The sequence below is a fragment of the Streptomyces sp. CB01881 genome (assembly GCF_002953255.1).
Lineage (GTDB): Bacteria > Actinomycetota > Actinomycetes > Streptomycetales > Streptomycetaceae > Kitasatospora.
Map to the genome: position 1 here is coordinate 5,518,397 of NZ_CP026498.1, position 17,287 is coordinate 5,535,683.

Here is a 17,287-nt window from a genome sequence, read left to right on the forward strand (position 1 = left end):
GGGCGGCGACGGTCCCCGTTGACCGTCCGCCGCCCCCCGCTGTGCGCTTGGGGGTGGTGCTACATCCGCTCGGGCGCCGTCACGCCCAGGAGCGTGAGGCCGTTGGCGATCACCGTGCGCGTCGCGTCGGCGAGCCAGAGACGGGCGTGCGTGAGGTCGGTGACCTCCTCGTCGCCCTTCGGCAGGATCTGGCAGTTGTCGTAGAACCGGTGGTAGTCGCGCGCGACGTCCTCCAGGTACCGCGCGACGTGGTGCGGCTCCCGCAGCTCGCCGGCCTTGGCCAGCACCCGCGGGAACTCGCCGAGCTGGCCGAGCAGGTCGGACTCCCACTCGGTGGCGAGCAGCTCCGGTTTGAAGTCCTGGGACTTGGTGATGCCGAGACCGGCGGCCTTGCGCTGGACGGAGCTCATCCGGGCGTGCGCGTACTGGACGTAGAAGACCGGGTTCTCGTTGGTCTGGCTGGTCAGCACGTTGATGTCGAGCGTGATGGTGGAGTCGGTGGAGGAGCGCGCCAGCGTGTAGCGGGCGGCGTCCACGCCGATCCAGTCGACGACGTCGTCGATCGTGATGATGTTGCCGGCCCGCTTGGACATGCGGACCTCTTCGCCGTCGCGAAGCATCTTCACGAACTGGCCGATCTTGACCTCGATGTTGCGGTCCATGTCGTCGCCCGCGCAGGCCGCGATGGCCTTCAGGCGGTTGACGTAGCCGTGGTGGTCCGCGCCCAGCATGTAGACCGAGACCTCGGAGCCGCGGTCCCGCTTCGACAGGTAGTACGCGGCGTCGGCGGCGAAGTACGTCGTCTCGCCGTCGGCCTTGATCAGGACGCGGTCCTTGTCGTCGCCGAACTCGGTGGTGCGCAGCCAGATGGCGCCGTCCTGGTCGAAGACGTGGCCCTGCTCGCGCAGCCGGTCGATGGCCTTCTCGACGGCGCCGGAGTCGTGCAGCGACTTCTCCGAGAACCAGACGTCGAAGTGGGTGCCGAACTCCTCCATCGAGCGCTGGATCTCGGCCACCATGAGCTTGAGGCCCTCGGCGCGGAAGACCTGGAGCTGCTCGTCCCCGGTCAGGTCGAGCACGCCCGGGACGCCGTCCACGATCGCCTTGGCGATGTCGACGATGTACTCGCCGACGTAGCCGTCGGCGGGGACCGGCTGCCCGTTGGCGGCGGCCTTCAGCGAACCGGCGAACTTGGAGATCTGCACGCCCGCGTCGTTGAGGTAGTACTCGGTGGTGACGTCGGCGCCGGAGGCCCGCAGCACGCGCGCCAGCGAGTCGCCGACGGCGGCCCAGCGGACGCCGCCGATGTGGATCGGGCCGGTCGGGTTGGCGGAGACGAACTCCAGGTTGATCTTCAGGCCCTTGAGCGCCTCGTTGCGCCCGTACTCGGCGCCCGCCTCGACGATGGTGCGCGCCAGCGCGCCCTGGGTGGCGGTGTCCAGGGTGATGTTCAGGAAGCCCGGCCCTGCGATGTCGACCTTGGAGACCCCGGGCAGCTCGCGCAGACGGGCGGCCACCAGGTCGGCCACGGCTCGCGGCGGCCTGCCGGCCGGCTTCGCGAGCTGGAGGGCCACGTTCGTCGCGTAGTCGCCGTGGTCCCTGTTCTTGGGCCGCTCGATCGTCACGTGCTCGGGCACGGCGACGGTCAGCTCGCCCGCCTCGACGGCGGCGCTCACTGCGGCCTGGACTGCCTGGGAAAGCTCTGCGGGGGTCACGACGCCAAGCGTAGGCGAGACGGGGCACCCGCCCGCCACTCGGTTTACCGGTTGAGACGCCCCGCCGCCGTGCTCAGCCCCGGTCGATCCCATCTGTTCGCCGAGAGCGAAATCCGCCCGCGCTGCCGCTCCCCGCGCCGCCGCCCAGCGCCCTCAGCCGCCACACCAGTGCGACCAGGTCGGCCGGATCGAAGGGCTTGCCGAGGTAGCCGTCCACCCCGACCGCCTCGCCGAGGTCCAGGTCGGCCGGCGTGCAGGCGCTCACGATCGCGATCGGCAGCCCGCTCGTCCCCGGCGCCGCCCGCAGCCGGGCCGCCGTCCGCAGACCGTCCAGCCGCGGCATCACCACGTCCAGCGTCACCACGTCCGGCTTCACCCGGCGGACCACCTCCAGGCACTCGGCGCCGTCGGCGGCGGTCACCACCTCGAAGCCCTCCAGCTCAAGGTTGACCCTGATCAGCTGGCGGATCACCTCGCTGTCGTCCACCACGAGGACCCGCCCGGACACTCCCGACACCTCACCGAGGGTATCGGCGGCCCCGCCGCCCCGTCCGGCCTTTGCGCACTTCCGCTCCCCCGGCCCGGACGCCGCTCCCAAAACCCGTGCACGGACCACGCCCCGGGCCTGGTAATGTTCTCCACGTCGAAGCGAACGCGACGACAACACCAAGCAGGCCCCCGTAGCTCAGGGGATAGAGCACCGCCCTCCGGAGGCGGGTGCGCAGGTTCGAATCCTGCCGGGGGCACTTCGCAAGAAGTGCTGAAGAGGCCCAGGTCAGCGGCAAGTTGCCGCCAACCTGGGCCTTCGTCATGTTCCGGGCCGGCTCAGGACGGTTCCGGGGGCGCACAGTTGGGCCGCCCGCCAGGTCGCCCGCCGCGGGTCGGCCGCGGTCAGCCGGTGGTGGCGACCGCCCAGCCGGCCGGGGGCAGCTCCGCGTCGGCCGGGGTGAGGGTCGCCGCGCCGGCCGCGAGGCGCCAGAAGGCGTCCGGGAGCGGAACGGTCGCGGGCCGGTCGGCGGTGCGGGGTCGGTGCGGCTCAGGAGGCCGCGGCGACCGCGGCGGCGTAGAGGGCGGCGATGGTGTGGTCGAAGTACTCGCTGTAGGACGTGTCGTTGGAGTCGCCGCCCTGCTGGTAGCCGCCGATGGCACCTATGACGTGGCCGGTGGCGGTGCTGATCCAGGGGCCGCCGCTGGTGCCGCCCGGGTAGTCGGGGCAGTCGACGACGCGCTGGTAGGTGCTCTGGCGACCGGTGGTGTTGGTGCAGAGCAGCGGGGCGTCGCCGCCGCTGGGGTAGCCGTAGAGGCGGACGGTGGTGCCGAAGGGCTCGTCCGTACCGAGCGTGTTGGCACCGACCACGTCCTCGATCCGGCGGCCGCCGGCGGCCGCGGTCTCCAGGATGGCGAAGTCCTCGTCCTGGTCGCCGCTGCGGGACCAGCCGGTGGTGGTGTGGATGGCGGTGACCCGCCAGGTGCCGTACGGGGCGGTGCCGTTGCGGTAGCCGGGGGCGAAGACGACGCCGTCGGTGCTGTCCAGGCAGTGGGCGGCGGTGAGCAGCAGGTTGCCGGTCGGGCTGTGCAGGACGCTGGCGGTGCAGAAGTGGTCGCCCGCCGCGACGTCGCCGCTGAACAGGGCGCCCACCGTGGCCGATTCGGGGGTGGCCGGGGCCTCGGCGGTGGTGCCGGGGGTGACCGTCGGGATGGCACCGGACGTCGCGGACGGCGTCGGGGTGGCGGCGGAGGTCGCCGCCTGGGCCTCCCGGGGCGAGGGCGACCCGGCCGGTGACGGGGTCTGCGGCCCGACGGCCGGGTCGGCGGCCGTGGGGGTGGCCGGGTCGGTGGCGGCCGGGCTCGGGGTCGGGGGCGGGGGCGGGGCCGCCGGGGAGAGCACCATCGCCGAGGGGCCGCCCGCCGCCGTCGCCTCCGAGGCCAGGCCGTGCGTTCCCACCACCACCGTGGCGATGGTGAGCGCCGAGAGCGCGGTGAGGAGGGTGGGGGCCAGAAGGCGACGTCGGGGCGTGCGGCGGCGGTGCTGGCCCATACCTGGTCTGCTCCTGCCCTGGGTGTCGGTGCGAGTTCGGTCCGACTATGGCGGAGTGAGCTGGGAGGGGCGTTACGCCCACCTGGGAGGCCGATGAGAAAAACCGCCGCCGGGAGCCGGCGGCCCGGTCAGCCGGCCAGGGCACGCACCAGGCCCTCGGCGAGCCCGTCCTCGGTGATGAACGCGGTGTGCGTCCCGACGGTGGTGCAGGCGAACGCCCCGGCCACCGACCCGGCCCGGGCGCACTCCGGCAGCGGGCGGCCGCGGAGCCAGGCGTGCAGGAAGCCGGTCACGAACGCGTCCCCCGCACCGTTGGTGTCGACGACCGGGCGGCCGGGGTCGACGGCCGGCAGGTGCAGCAGCGGCTCGTCCCGGGTGAGCAGGTAGCAGCCCTCGGCACCGGCGGTGGCGGCCACCGCGACCGCCCGCCCCTCGGCGAGGACGGCGCGCATCACCTCGGCGTGCCGGCCCCGGCAGCCGGCCACCGAGAGGAAGACCAGGTCGGAGTTGAGGGCGTAGTCGCGGTGGTGCGGGTTGACGCCGTCCCAGTCGTGCAGGTCGGTGGAGCTGGTGCGGCCGAGCCGGTGGACGTCCGCGTACATGTCGCGGTTGTGGCCGGTGATGGAGAGATGGACGTGCCGGCTGTTCTCCAGGTAGGGCAGGTAGAACGCCGGCGGCAGCCGCAGGTCGGCCGGGTGGCGGCTGTCGTGGAAGGAGAAGCGGCGGCCGGCGGCGTCGACCAGGTTGACCGAGCGCGCGGTGCCGTGCGGCGAGACCAGGTGCGCGAACGGCAGGCGCTGGCGGGCGTACTCGGCGAGGATCAGCTCGGCCTGCGGGTCCTCGCCGAGGTAGTCGATGAAGGCGGTGCGCAGGCCGAGGTGGTGGGCGCCGAGGGCGACGCCGTTGCCGGTGTGGGCGACGTAGTCGAGGACCGGGCCGACCTGCTGCGAGTCGCCGTCGGGTACCTCCAGCCGGTCGACGCGGACGATGGTGTCGACGCCGGCTCCGCCGACGACGAGCAGGTCGAACCCGGGCCCTGCTGCTGCGGACTGCGACACGGCGGCGCCTCCTTGATCCCTGGGGGTGTCCAGGAGTCAAGCAGGCGCCGGAGGTCTGCTGCAAGGGCTTGCAGCAAAGATCAGGAGGCTCGTTGCCGCTCGCCGGGCGTCGGCGCCCCCGCAGCCTTCGCGCGCGCCCCCGCCTCCTCGGCACGCGTCTCGTCGGCCGCCCCGGCGGCGGAGCCGCCGCCCGCACCGGTGGCCTCACCGGGCGCCGGCCGGTGGTTGATCATCAGGAACGCGATCAGCGCCGCCAGCAGCAGGATGCCCATCGCCACCCAGGTGGCGATCACGTACCCGTGCACCGCGCCCTGGGCCCGGACCGCCGGGTCGGAGGCGACCCTGGTGGCCAGGAAGCTCGCGGTGGCGCTGGCCGCGATGGTGTTCAGCAGCGCCGTGCCGAAGGAACCGCCCACCTGCTGGGCCGAGTTGATGGTGGCCGAGGCCGCGCCGGCCTCGTTCGGGGCGACGCCGAGGGTGGCCAGGCTCATCGACGGCATGAAGACCAGGCCCATGCCGAAGCCGAGCAGCAGCTCGGCCGGCAGCACCATGCCGGCCCACGGGCTGTCCACCTTCATCTGGGTGAGCCAGGCCATGCCGGCCGCGGCCAGCAGCAGGCCGGGGCCGATCAGGTTGCGCGAGGGGATCCTGGTCATCAGCCGGGCCGCGAAGCCGGTCGAGCTGATGACGATCGCGGCGGTCATCGGCAGGAAGGAGACGCCGGACATCACCGGCGAGAAGTGTTTGATCTCCTGCAGGTAGTAGGTCAGGAAGAGGAAGAGGCCGAACATGCCGACCATCGCCAGGCCGACCGAGAGCGCGGCGCCGCCGCGGTTCCGCTCGCCGACGATGTGCAGCGGCAGCAGGGCGTGCTCGGTCCGCTTCTCGACCAGTACGAACACCGCCAGCAGGGCCGCGCCGAGGGCCAGCGAGCCGAGCACCAGCCAGTCGACCCAGCCGCGGCTGACCGCCTCGGACATGCCGAACACGATGGCGAGCAGGCCGCCGCAGCCGAGCAGCGCGCCGGGCAGGTCGAGTCTGACCCGGCGGCCCTTGGCGATGTGGTCACGGGTGAGCACGTAGTACGCGGCGAAGGCCGTGGCGATCGCGATCGGGGTGTTGACGAAGAGGCACCAGCGCCAGTTCAGGTACTCGGTCAGCAGACCGCCGAGGAGCAGCCCGATCGCGGCGCCGCCGCCGGCGATCGCGCCGAAGATGCCGAACGCCGTGCTGCGTTCCCGTGGATCGCTGAAGGTGGTGGAGAGCAGGCCGAGCGCGGACGGGGCGAGCAGTGCGCCGAAGGCGCCCTGGAGGGCGCGGGCCGCGAACAGCATGGTTGGCCCGGACGCGCCGCCGCCGATCGCGGAGGCGAGGGCGAAGCCGAGCAGACCGACGGTGAACACGCGCTTGCGGCCGAAGAGGTCGCCCAGCCGGCCGCCCAGGAGCAGCAGGCCGCCGAAGGCCAGCGTGTAGGCGGTGATCACCCACTGGCGGTTGGCGTCGGAGATGCCGAGGTCCTTCTGGGCCGACGGCAGTGCGATGTTCACGATCGTGATGTCGAGGACGATCATCAGCTGGGCGACGGCGATGACCGCCAGGGCCCACCAGCGGCGGCTGTCCGCCGCCCCGTGAGCCGCATGCCCGGTGGCAGTTTGAGCAGACACTGTTGAGCCTTCCGCAGAGGGTCGGAGAGGTCACGCAGTCGCCTTCAAGCCAAACCCCCGGGGCGCCGATTGGCAAGGAAAAACCTGGACAAATATGGCAATTCGGGACCAATGAACCAGGGTCCCGGGACCAGAGGACGAGGCCCGGGCCACGCACGCGGGCCCCGGGTGTCGGGTGACACCCGGGGCCCGCGGCCGCACCGACGCCGGGCGCTACAGCACGGCCAGCTCCGCGACCAGGTCGTCCAGGCCGAGCGAGCCCTGCGACAGCGCCGCCATGTGCCACGCCTTGAGGTCGAACTCCTCGCCGCGCGCCTCGTGCGCCGCCCGCGCCGCCGCCCGGCCGCGCAGCCAGGCGCGCTCGCCCAGCTTGTAGCCGATCGCCTGGCCGGGCATGCCCAGGTAGCGGACCAGCTCGCTGTCCAGGAACTCCGCCGAGAGCCCGCAGTACAGGCCGAAGAACTCCCGGGCGGCGTCCGGCAGCACCGGCTCGCCGGGCCGGTACGGGGAGTCGGCGGGGAAGTCCAGGCCGACGTGCATGCCGATGTCGACGATCACCCGCAGCGCGCGCATCATCTGGGCGTTGAGGTAGCCGAGCCGGTGGCCGGGGTCGGTGAGGTAGCCCAGCTCGTCCATCAGGCGCTCGGCGTACAGCGCCCAGCCCTCCAGGTTGGCGCTGACCCCGCCGATGCTGACCTGGTAGGTGGAGAGCCGGTCGGCGACGTAGTTCCACTGCGCGAGCTGGAGGTGGTGGCCGGGGACGCCCTCGTGGTACCAGGTGGAGACGAGGTCCCACACCGGGAAGCCCTCCCGGCCGAGGGTCGGCAGCCAGGTCCGCCCGGGGCGGGTGAAGTCCAGCGAGGGCGCGGTGTAGTACGGCGCGGCCGCGCTGCCGGGCGGGGCGATCATCGACTCGACCCGGGTGACCGGCTCGGCCAGGTCGAAGTGGGTGCCCTGGAGGTCGTTGATCGCCTGGTCCATCAGGCCCTGGAGGTACTCACGGGTGGCCTCGGCGCCCCGGATGGCGGGACCGTCGGTCTCCAGCCACTTCATCGCCTCCATCGGGGTGGCGCCGGGCAGCACCTTCTCGGCCTCCGCCTCCATCTGGGCGAGCAGGTCGTGGAACTCCTGCCAGGCCCAGGCGTACGCCTCGTCCAGGTCCAGGTCGGCGCCGGTCCAGTAGCTGACCCAGCGGCCGTACCGCTCGCGCCCGGCGGTGTCGGGCGCGTCGGCGGCGGCCGGCCCGTAGACGTCGGACAGCCACTCGCGCAGCCGGCCGAGCGCGTCGTTGGCGGCGAGGGCGTGCTCGGACAGGCCCGGGCGCAGCGACTCGGGGGCCTTCCGGGCGAGCCCGCCGAACCAGCCGCCGGGCTCCTCGCCCTCCAGCCACTCCCCCAGCTGTCCGACCACGGTGGCGACCTGGCGGGGGCCGGAGAGCAGGCCGCGCTCGACGCCCTCGCGGAGCGTCTCGCGGTACTGCGCGAGCGCCGCGGGCACCCGGGCCAGGCGGCGGCCGAGGACCTCCCACTGCTGCTCGGTCTCGGTGGGCATCAGGGTGAAGACGTCACGCAGGTTGTGCACCGGCGAACCGAGGTTGCGCACCGCCCGGAAGCCCTCGCCCGCGTCGTGGACGGCGAGTTCGGCGGTGAGCCGCTCGCGCAGCAGGCGGGCGCACCGGCGCTCGGCCTCGTCCTCGGCGGCGCCGGCCGCCTCCGCCTCGGCGAGCACGGCGAGGGTGTGCCGGGCCAGTCCGGCGAGCGCCTCGGCTCCGGCCGGGGACAGGTCGGGGAGGCGGTCGTCCTCGGGGTTGAGCCCCAGGTACACCGCGGTCAGCGGGTCCAGCCGGGCGAGGGCCTGCACGTAGGCGTCGGCGATACGGCGCGGGGTGGTGCCGTCGGAGCTGATCAGTTCTTCAACCATCTGGACATCATTTCGTGGCAGGGGCCGATTGCAAGCCCCTATCCGATGGCGTGCGCCTGCCGGTTCAGCCGCCGGCCCGCCGCTCCCGCCACCCCCGGAACAGCAGACCCGGGTCCCAGGTGGGCCGTCCGCGCGCGAAGCGGAAGAAGCAGAGGCCGATCAGCACGGAGCAGAAGTGTCCGAGGTCCGTAAACGTGTGCGAGGTGATCAGCGGCAGCAGGTAGAAGACCAGCACCCCGCCGCCGTACAGCCAGCGCCAGCGGCCGGCGAAGCGGTAGGTCAGCACGGCGACGACGCCCGCCAGCGCGTACGAGACGCCGACGTCCACGGTGCCGGCGAGGTCGTCGTGCAGCCGGCCCTCCGCGATGCCCCAGGCGACCACGCCCTCGCTGACGAAGGTGGCCACCACGTGGGCGGTGGCGGCGACGGTGAACCAGCGCAGGGTGCCGAGCCAGCGTTCGGCGTTGGCGTGGAAGAGGTTGAACAGCACGAAGTAGAGGGGAAAGCTCGCCGACTCCGTCCAGAGCGCGCTGGCCAGCAGCACGTGCACCGGGTCGGAGCGCAGGTTGTCGAGGTTGGTCGAGCGGGCGGCCAGGAACCAGTCCAGGTTGGCCGGGTCCATCCGCGCCACCACGAAGCTGGTGACCGCCAGCACGAGCAGCCACACGTACGTCCCGGGGGCCGAGCGGATCCACGCCAGTGCCGCCTGTGGCAGTCGGCGCGCCAGGCCCGTCGGCTCCGGTGTCCGCGTCATCCGGCGGCCCTTCCTCGGTGGCGGCGGCAACCCCTCCATCCTGGGCGAGGCGCCCCCGTTCCGCGCGCCCGCACGGGCGGGGCGGGGCCGCACCTGCGGACCGGGCGGGCACGGACGCGCACGGCCGTTCGAGAAGTGCCATGCAGGCCAGGAGCAGAACGACCTGACGCCCATTACGCTGACCGCCATGGAAGCCAGCTCAGCCCCCGTCCCGTCCACCCCCGAGGCACGCACGCGACGCACCGGGTACCGGCGGCTGCCGGTGCAGCAGCGCCGGGAACAGCTGATCGCGGTGGCACTGGAGCTGTTCGCCTCCCGGGCGCCCGAGGAGGTGGGCCTGGACGACGTGGCGGAGGCCGCGGGAGCGTCACGGCCGCTGGTGTACCGCTACTTCGCGGGCGGCAAGCAGCAGCTGTACGAGGCCGCGCTGCGCACCGCGGCCGATGAGCTGACCAGCCGGTTCACGGTGCAGCTGACCGGCACCCCGACCGCGCAGCTGGCGGCCGTGCTGGACAGCTACTTCGCCTTCGTGGCCGAGCACGACGCGGGCTACTCGGCGCTGCTGCGCGGCGGCTGCGTGGTGGAGACGGCGGGCACCTCGGCGATCGTGGACGAGGTCCGGCGGGCGGCGCTCAAGCGGACGCTGCGCCACCTGGGCGTCCGGGACGCCGGGCCGCGGCTGACGCTGCTGGTCCGCTCGTGGATCGCCGTGGTCGAGGGCGCCTCGCTGACCTGGCTGGACGAGGGCCGGACGGTGCCGGTGGCCGAGCTGCGGGACTGGCTGGTGGACCAGTTCGTGGCGATGGCGGCGGCAACGGCGCTGGGCGACCGGCAGACGGCGGACGTGCTGGCCGGGCTGCTGGCGCTGGAGGGCCCGGACGACACCCGCGTCGCGCGGCTGCGGGAGCTGCTCACGCGCCGGCCGTGAGGGCGTGCCGGCACCGGCCTCACGGCAACCCCGACCCCCGTGCCCGGGGCAAGGGTCACCGACGGCGGGCGCTACGCCTTGCCGAACACCTGCCGCTGCCGGCCGAGCCCGTCGATCTCGATCTCGACGATGTCGCCCGGGATCAGGAACGGCGTGCCCGGGTGCCCCAGGGTGACGCCGGCCGGGGTGCCGGTGACGATCACGTCGCCCGGCTCCAGCACCATGAACTGGCTGGCGTACCGGACGATCTCCAGCACCGGGAAGACCATCTGCGAGGTGGAGCCGTCCTGCCGCAGCCCCCCGTTGACCCAGAGGCGCAGCGGCAGCGCCTGCGGGTCCGCCACCTCGTCGGCGGTGACCAGCCACGGCCCGAGCGGGGTGAAGGTCTCCGCCGACTTGCCCTTGTCCCACTGGCCGCCGCGCTCGAACTGGAAGGCGCGCTCGGTGACGTCGTTGGCGATGGTGTACCCGGCGATGACCCCGGCCGCCGCCGCGTGGTCCGCCAGGTAGCGGCCGGTGCGGCCGATCACGATCGCCAGCTCGGCCTCGTAGTCGGTCTTCTCGCCGCCGCGCGGCACCAGCACCTCGTCGTACGGGCCGACCACCGTGTAGCTGGGCTTGAGGAAGATCACCGGCTCGTCCGGGATCGGCGCCCCGGCCTCGGCGGCGTGGTCGCGGTAGTTGAGCCCGATGCCGACCACCTTGCCCGGCCGGGCGACCGGCGCGCCCACGCGCTGCCCGGCGAGGTCGGCCTCCGGCAGCAGGCCGGCGGCCACGTCGCGGGCCAGGGCGGCCGGGTCGAGCCCGGCGAGGAAGGCGCCGTCGATGTCCCGGGCGCGCCCGGAGAGGTCGTACGCGGTGCCGTCCTGGCCCAGCACGACCGGACGCTCGGCGCCCGGAGGTCCGACACGGAGGAGCTTCATATGAGCGTCACCACCAGTTCCTTCGCAGCTGGCCGGGGCGGCCGCACACCGCTCCCGGACTCTTGCATGCGAGGTATATCAACGGCTTCCACCTGCGAACCAGACCGGCTCGGTGGGCGAGTTCCTATCAATTCCCACAAGCCGGGGCGGCTCCGAATCGGGTGCCCGTACGGTTGACAGCCGTCCCGGCGGGTGGCGGCGGGCCCCGGGCGGCTCCGCCGTGGGCGAACGGCCCCACGCCCGGGGTGAACACGCGCACGGACGGCGGCGCGGCCGCACAGGATCGCGGACATGGAGCTGATGCGGGTACGGCCCGAGTTGTACATGATCACACTTGACTTCGGCACCGCCTACCTCTGGCGGGACGAGGAAGGGGACGGGGGCGGGGAGGCCCTGACCCTGGTAGACACCGGCATCGCCTGGTCGGCCGACGACGTCGAGGCCGGGGACGCGGTGGCCAACGTCGGCGGGCGGACCATGCTGGGCGTCTTCAACACCGACCCCGCGCGGGCCGCCGACGCCCTGCGCCGGCTGGCCGCGCTGCCGGTGGAGACGGCGGTGTTCGGCCACGGCGACCCGGTCGCCACCGGGGCCTCGGCCGCGCTGCGGTCAGCCGTCGAGCAACTGCCGCAGGGATAGCGGCCTCGCCCGGCCCGGGCCGCCGCGCTCGCACGCACGCCGCCAGCGGTCCAGGTCGCGCGCCACGTCGGCGCGGGCCTGCGGCTCGCCGAGGGCCTCGGCCAGCTCGGCCAGCAGGGCGACGGCGGCGCCCGGGCTGCCGTCGCGCGCCAGCCAGAGGGCCAGGTCGTGGCAGGTGCGCAGGGTGCGGACGTCGTCCGGGCCGCAGACCCGCGCGAGCTTCGGGATCAGCGGCGTGAGGATCTGGACGGCCTCCCCCGGCCGGCCCTCCACCCCGTGCTGCCAGGCCTGGTCGGCCCGCTTGCGCAGCGCCTCGGCGCTGGGCTCCTCCGGACCGAGGCGGATCTCGCGCAGCCGGCGCCGCACCTCGGCGGCGTCGGCGGGCCGGTCGGCCGGGTCCTTGGCGAGCAGTTGGCGGATCAGCACGGCGAGCGCCGGATACGGGGTGTGGACCGGCGGCGGCGGGTCGTTGAGGTGCTGGTACATCATGGTGACCGGGGTGCCGGCGTTGAACGGGCGCTGCCCGGTGCAGAGCTGGAAGAGCACCACGCCGAGCGCGTACAGGTCGGCGCGGCCGTCCATGGGGGCGCCGGCCCAGCACTCGGGCGCCAGGTACGGCGGGGTCCCGATGACCACACCGGTCGAGGTGAGCCCGCCGCCTGCCGCCTGGGTGAGCAGCCGGGCGATGCCGAAGTCCAGCACCTTCGCCTCGCCGCTGTCCGCGATCATGATGTTCTCGGGCTTGATGTCCCGGTGCACCACGCCCGAACGGTGGGCCGCGTCCAGCGCCTTGCAGACCTGCCGGACCCACTTCAGCGAGAGCGTGAGGTCGGGCGTGCCCTCCCTGAGCAGCGCGGACAGCGGCCGGCCGGACACCAGTTCCATGACCAGGTAGTTGGTGGACCAGCCGCCCTGCTGCCACCGGCCGTAGTCGTGGACCGTGACGATGTGCGGGTTGGAGAGGCTGCCCGCGGTCTTGGCCTCCCGTTTGAAGCGCTCGACGGCCTCCTCGTCGCGCGCCTGGTCCTCCGAGAGCACCTTGACCGCCACCGGCCGGTCCATGTTGCTGTCGTGGGCCGCCCAGACCACCCCGAAGCCGCCCTCGCCGAGCTTGCGCTCCAGCCGGTAGCGGCCGTCCAGCACCTCCCCAGGCCCCATGTCTCCCCCAACCCCCAAGTACGCCGGTTCCGAACGGTGTTCACCGTGACCGGGGCCACCATAGCGGTGGGGGGGAGACCGTGGGGTGAACGGGCTACGCCTTCGGCTTCGGCAGACCCGGGGGGTTGATCTCGGAGGCCGTCACGGCCTCGCCGTCCAGTCCCCAGCGCTTCAGCACCTGGGCGTAAGTGCCGTTCCTGATCACCTCGTTGATCGCGCCGCCCAGCGCCTGGACCAGCCCGCCGTCCTTCCTGGTGGTCGCCGCGATCTTGCCGAGGACCTCGGCGCCGCCGCCCGAGTAGGTGCCGATCACCTCGCTCTCGCCGGTCTGCACGGCGTGGAAGGCAAGGCTCGGGTTGGGGCCGACGTAGGCGTCGATCCGGCCGGAGGAGAGCGCGAGGTAGTAGTCGGAGGAGTTCTGGAAGTACTTGATCTCGGCCGGCTTGAGGCCCTTCCCGGTGTTCTCCTCGTTCCAGGCGATCAGCAGCTTCTCCTGGTTGGTGCCGGAGGAGACCCCGATGGTCTTCCCGGCGACGTCCTTGGGCCCGGTGACCTTCCAGCCGCTGCCCTTCTTCGCCTCGAAGCCGAGGACGTCCAGGCGGTAGGTGGCGAAGTCGTACTTCTCCTTGCGGGCCTCGGTGACGGTGATGTTGGAGATGCCGACGTCGTACTTGCCGCTGTCGAGGCCGACGAAGATGTTCTCCCAGGAGACCGGGTTGAACTCCACCTTCAGGCCGAGGACGTTGCCGATCAGCGTGGCGAGGTCGGGCTCGACGCCGATGATGGTCTTGTCGTCGTTGGCGTAGAAGTCCAGCGGCGGCGTGGTGCCCAGTGAGTCGACGACGGTCAGCGTGCCCCTCTTTCTGATCTCCTCCGGAACCAGCGCCGCGACCGAGTCGACTTTGGCCGTGGTGACCCGGTTCTGGTCCGGCGTCAGGTTGACCGTGACGCCGTTCGGCGCGGTGCTGCCCTTGGCCGGGGCGAGTTCCGCCGAGGCGTCCGTGGAGTTGCCGCAGGCGCCCAGGGTGAGGGTGGCGGTGAGGGCCGCGGCGGCGGTCACGAGGGCGCGACGGGGTAGGGACATGGCGGAACTCCTGCGGGGTGAAGGGGTCGTGCGAGAAGGGGGAGGGTCAGAGGACCTTGGCCAGGAAGGCCCGGGTGCGCTGGTGCTGCGGGTGGTCCAGGACCGCCTCCGGCGGGCCCTGCTCGACCACCACGCCGCCGTCCATGAAGACGACGGTGTCCGCGACCTCGCGGGCGAAGCCGATCTCGTGGGTGACGACGATCATGGTGGTGCCGGCCCGGGCGAGGTCCTTGACGACGTCCAGCACCTCGCCGACCAGCTCGGGGTCGAGCGCCGAGGTGGGCTCGTCGAAGAGCAGCACCTTCGGCTCCAGGGCCAGCGCCCGGGCGATCGCCACGCGCTGCTGCTGGCCGCCGGAGAGCTGGCGGGGGTAGGCGCCGGCCTTGTCGGCCAGGCCGACCCGCTCCAGCAGTTCCAGCGCCGCCGCCCGGGCCTCGGCCTTGGGCCGGCGCAGCGCGCTGACCGGCGCCTCGATGATGTTCTCCACCACGGTGAGGTGCGGGAACAGGTTGAAGTTCTGGAAGACGAAGCCGATGTTGGTGCGCTGGCGCAGGACCTCGCGCTCCCGGAGCTCGTGCAGCCGGTCCCCGGAGCGCCGGTAGCCGATCAGCTCGCCGTCGATCGCGACGAAGCCCCGGTCCAGCTTCTCCAGGTGGTTGATCGAGCGCAGCAGGGTGGACTTGCCGGAGCCGGACGGGCCGAGCACCACCGTCACCGAGCCGGCCGGCACGTCGAGGTCGACCCCGCGCAGCACGGCGAGCTGCCCGAAGCTCTTGTGCAGGCCCCTGACCTGCACCATGGGTTCTGCGGCGGCAAGGGCGGCGGTCACGAGCGTCCTCCGGTGGCGGGGGCGGGGGCGGGGGTACGGGCGGCACGCAGAGCCCGGACGCGGGCCCGGGCGCGCTGGAGCGGGGTGGGCGGCGGGGTGCGCTCGGCGCCGCGGGCGAAGTAGCGCTCGACGTAGTACTGGCCGATCGACAGCACCGTGGTCAGCAGCACGTACCAGACGGTGGCGACCATCAGCAGCGGCACGACCCGGCCGGTGCGGCCGTAGACGACCTGCACCTGGTAGAAGAGCTCGCCGATGGCCATCACGTAGACCACCGAGGTGCCCTTGAAGAGCGAGATCACCTCGTTGGCCGCGGCGGGCAGGATGCCGCGCATCGCCTGCGGCAGCACGATCCGCCAGGCCTGGCGCCGGCGCGGTACGCCCAGGGCGGCGGCGGCCTCGCGCTGGCCGGCGTCCACGGCGATGACGCCGCCGCGGATGATCTCGGCGGCGAAGGCGGCCTGGTGCAGGCCGAGGCCCAGCACCGCGGCCCCGATCGCACCCAGCACACCGACCGTCTCGAAGTCCGCGAAGGTCGGGCCGAACGGGATGCCGAAGCCGAACCGCTTGTAGAGGTAGGACAGGTTGAACCAGAAGACCAGCTGGACGATCAGCGGGATCGAGCGGAACACCCAGACGTAGGCCCAGGCGATGGACTGCAGGACCGCGCTGCGCGACAGCCGCATCGCGGCCACCACGGCACCCAGCAGGAAGCCCAGCACGGTTCCGTAGAAGGTGAGTTCGACGGTGCGGCCGACGGCGCGCAGGATGGTGTCGGCGGAGAAGAAGATCCGGAAGGTCGGCCAGTCCCAGGCGGGGTTGGTGGCCAGCCCGTGGGCGAACTGGGCGAGGACGACGAGGGCGGCGGCGCCCGCCGCCCAGCGCCAGGGGTGCCGGGCACGGACGGTCCGCAGCCCGGCCAGCCCGTCCAGGTCGATGCGGCCGGGCGGTCCCGCCGCCGGTCTCTCCGGCTTCCGGGGCTTCTCGAACTCCGCCGGGGCACCGGCGGTGGTGGTGACGGTCATGGTGGGGTTCCTCCAAGGGGCCCGGGGCCCGGACAGGGGGTCACGCGTGCTCGGGCGGGCTGACCCGGGACTCCTTGATCGCCGAATCGGCGACCCCCCACTTCTTGAGGATCTTGTCGTACGTCCCGTCCTTGATCAGCTGGTTGACCGCCGCCTGGAACGCGGGGGTGAGCGGGGAGCCCTTCCTGAAAGCGAAACCGACGTCCAGCCGGTGGAACTCGCCGAGGAACCTCGTCCCGGACGCCTCCTGGGAGGCCTGGTAGCGCAGGCCGTTGATGGTGGACATCGTGATGTCCACCCGGCCCTGCTGGAGACCGGTGAGGACGGCGCCGCTGTCGCTGAACGCCTTCACCTCGTACGGCTTCTTCCCCGCGTCGGTGCAGACGTTCTTCTTCGCGTTGAGGGTGGTCTCGAAGGTGGTGCCGGCGCCGGTGCCGATGGTCAGCCCGCAGAGCTGCGCCAGGTCGGTGACCGGCTGGATCGCGGTGTTGTCCTTCTTGACCGCGAAGCCCTGGCCGTCGTCGATGTAGGTGACGAAGTCGATGGTCTTCAACCGGGCCGCGGTGACACCGAAGTTGCCGGTGCCGACGTCGTACTTGCCGCTGCCGAGCGCGGGCAGGATGGTCTCGAAGGCGGCCTCCTCGCGCTGCACGGTCAGGCCGAGCACCTTGGCCACCGCGTCGGTGAAGTCGATGTCCACGCCGGCCGGCTTCTTGGTGGCCTGGTCGGCGTAGAAGGCGCTCGGCGGGTAGCCGAACGACGAGCCGAACCTCACCGTGCCCGACGCGCGGACGTCCTCGGGCAGCAGCGCGGCGGCCGTCTCCGACCTGGCGATGCCGGAGACGAGGTCCTGCCCGGCGGCGGTGGCCGCCGGGCCCGCGGCCCCCGGCCCGGCGGTCTTCGGGTCCGAGCCGCACGCGGCCAGCGCCAGGACCGGCAGCAGGGCGGCGGCGGCGAGCAGGCGGCGGCGGACGGTGGTGGTTCTCACGGGAGTTGACGCCTTTCAGCTGGGCAGGTGCTTCTGGAGCGGCGGCGGGCCCGGACTGCGGGCGGGCAGGCCGGAGGAGGCCGTGGCGGGGCCAGGCCGAGGGGGACTACGGCACCGGTACGTGGCGGTGGCCGGGGAGGACTGCCGGAGCGCAGCGACGGGAAGGGAGGGGAGGGGAGGAGAAGGGCGGCAGCGTGCGCCTGACGAGCCGTCGGTCGAGGACGGCTCTCCCGGCCCGCGACGGGGCACCGAGGGAGGGCACTCCGCAGGAGCGGCCCCGGGCGGGGGAGGCTCCTAGGAGGACAGGGCCGGTTGGGCGGCCCGCTGCCGGGTCAGCCGCGACACGCCGCGGACCACACCCGACCGAAGTCGATGTGGTCGCGGGTGACCAGGGGCTGCTCGGCGTACATGGCCACAAGTTGAGCAGTCTCAGACGCACGGCGTCAACCACCCTCCATTACCGCTCTGTTGCGATCGTCTGTCGCCGTACGACCACGCCGGACGAACGGCCGCACCACCCTTGACAGGCGACGATCGACCGTGCGTACGATCACGGCGGAGCGC

Annotated in this window: 15 protein-coding genes and 1 tRNA gene; 3 read left to right on the forward strand and 13 right to left on the reverse strand. The window is 72.9% G+C overall.

The annotated features are described in order from the left end of the window. Nucleotides 1–59: 59 nt before the first annotated feature. Nucleotides 60–1,715 carry an arginine--tRNA ligase gene (gene argS / locus C2142_RS13865; protein ID WP_148642928.1) on the reverse strand — a complete coding sequence of 552 codons (1,656 nt, stop codon included), beginning with the start codon at nucleotides 1,713–1,715 and terminating at the stop codon, nucleotides 60–62. A 73-nt stretch (nucleotides 1,716–1,788) separates the two neighbouring features. Beyond that, nucleotides 1,789–2,232: a response regulator gene (locus C2142_RS13870; RefSeq protein WP_241002565.1), complete on the reverse strand. Its 444-nt coding sequence runs from the start codon at nucleotides 2,230–2,232 to the stop codon at nucleotides 1,789–1,791. Nucleotides 2,233–2,389: 157 nt separating this feature from the next. Between C2142_RS13870 and C2142_RS13875 the strand changes: the two genes are divergently transcribed. Next, nucleotides 2,390–2,461: transfer RNA gene (locus tag C2142_RS13875), tRNA-Arg, on the forward strand. A gap of 290 nt (nucleotides 2,462–2,751) precedes the next feature. Here the strand turns inward: C2142_RS13875 and C2142_RS13880 are convergent. The 5 genes from C2142_RS13880 to C2142_RS13900 form a co-directional block, all read right to left on the reverse strand. Next, nucleotides 2,752–3,753 (reverse strand): serine protease, encoded by a 1,002-nt coding sequence (locus C2142_RS13880; RefSeq protein WP_148642929.1) that lies wholly within the window; start codon nucleotides 3,751–3,753, stop codon nucleotides 2,752–2,754. A 128-nt stretch (nucleotides 3,754–3,881) separates the two neighbouring features. Beyond that, nucleotides 3,882–4,811 carry a PfkB family carbohydrate kinase gene (locus C2142_RS13885; protein WP_148642930.1) on the reverse strand — a complete coding sequence of 310 codons (930 nt, stop codon included), beginning with the start codon at nucleotides 4,809–4,811 and terminating at the stop codon, nucleotides 3,882–3,884. 80 nt (nucleotides 4,812–4,891) lie between these two features. After that, nucleotides 4,892–6,475 carry an MFS transporter gene (locus tag C2142_RS13890; RefSeq protein ID WP_241002566.1) on the reverse strand — a complete coding sequence of 528 codons (1,584 nt, stop codon included), beginning with the start codon at nucleotides 6,473–6,475 and terminating at the stop codon, nucleotides 4,892–4,894. Between the two features lie 213 nt (nucleotides 6,476–6,688). Further along, nucleotides 6,689–8,395 (reverse strand): DUF885 domain-containing protein, encoded by a 1,707-nt coding sequence (locus C2142_RS13895; protein WP_148642931.1) that lies wholly within the window; start codon nucleotides 8,393–8,395, stop codon nucleotides 6,689–6,691. A gap of 64 nt (nucleotides 8,396–8,459) precedes the next feature. Further along, nucleotides 8,460–9,149, reverse strand: a complete 690-nt coding sequence (locus tag C2142_RS13900; RefSeq protein WP_148642932.1) for a rhomboid-like protein — start codon at nucleotides 9,147–9,149, stop codon at nucleotides 8,460–8,462. 187 nt (nucleotides 9,150–9,336) lie between these two features. Here C2142_RS13900 and C2142_RS13905 point away from each other — a divergent pair, with 187 nt between their 5' ends. Further along, nucleotides 9,337–10,077 (forward strand): TetR/AcrR family transcriptional regulator, encoded by a 741-nt coding sequence (locus C2142_RS13905; protein WP_148642933.1) that lies wholly within the window; start codon nucleotides 9,337–9,339, stop codon nucleotides 10,075–10,077. 71 nt (nucleotides 10,078–10,148) lie between these two features. Here C2142_RS13905 and C2142_RS13910 read toward each other — a convergent pair whose 3' ends face one another. Next, on the reverse strand, nucleotides 10,149–11,000 hold the full coding sequence (locus C2142_RS13910; protein WP_148642934.1) for a fumarylacetoacetate hydrolase family protein: 852 nt from the start codon (nucleotides 10,998–11,000) through the stop codon (nucleotides 10,149–10,151). A gap of 291 nt (nucleotides 11,001–11,291) precedes the next feature. On the opposite strand from C2142_RS13910, the gene C2142_RS13915 reads away from it, so the two are divergent. Continuing rightward, entirely contained in the window at nucleotides 11,292–11,639 is a 348-nt protein-coding gene (locus C2142_RS13915; protein ID WP_148642935.1) for a hypothetical protein, read from the forward strand. Here the strand turns inward: C2142_RS13915 and C2142_RS13920 are convergent. From C2142_RS13920 to C2142_RS13940, 5 genes are all read right to left on the reverse strand, one after another. Beyond that, entirely contained in the window at nucleotides 11,610–12,797 is a 1,188-nt protein-coding gene (locus tag C2142_RS13920; protein ID WP_148642936.1) for a serine/threonine-protein kinase, read from the reverse strand. The two genes, C2142_RS13915 and C2142_RS13920, sit on opposite strands and share 30 nt — an antisense overlap. Before the next feature lie 94 nt (nucleotides 12,798–12,891). After that, nucleotides 12,892–13,881, reverse strand: a complete 990-nt coding sequence (locus C2142_RS13925; RefSeq protein WP_148642937.1) for an ABC transporter substrate-binding protein — start codon at nucleotides 13,879–13,881, stop codon at nucleotides 12,892–12,894. A gap of 46 nt (nucleotides 13,882–13,927) precedes the next feature. Further along, on the reverse strand, nucleotides 13,928–14,680 hold the full coding sequence (locus tag C2142_RS13930) for an amino acid ABC transporter ATP-binding protein (RefSeq protein ID WP_148644769.1): 753 nt from the start codon (nucleotides 14,678–14,680) through the stop codon (nucleotides 13,928–13,930). A 26-nt stretch (nucleotides 14,681–14,706) separates the two neighbouring features. Next, complete coding sequence (locus C2142_RS13935) at nucleotides 14,707–15,735, reverse strand: amino acid ABC transporter permease (protein WP_148642938.1); 1,029 nt, start codon at nucleotides 15,733–15,735, stop codon at nucleotides 14,707–14,709. 40 nt (nucleotides 15,736–15,775) lie between these two features. Then, nucleotides 15,776–16,723 (reverse strand): ABC transporter substrate-binding protein, encoded by a 948-nt coding sequence (locus C2142_RS13940; protein ID WP_174315645.1) that lies wholly within the window; start codon nucleotides 16,721–16,723, stop codon nucleotides 15,776–15,778. Nucleotides 16,724–17,287: the final 564 nt, after the last annotated feature.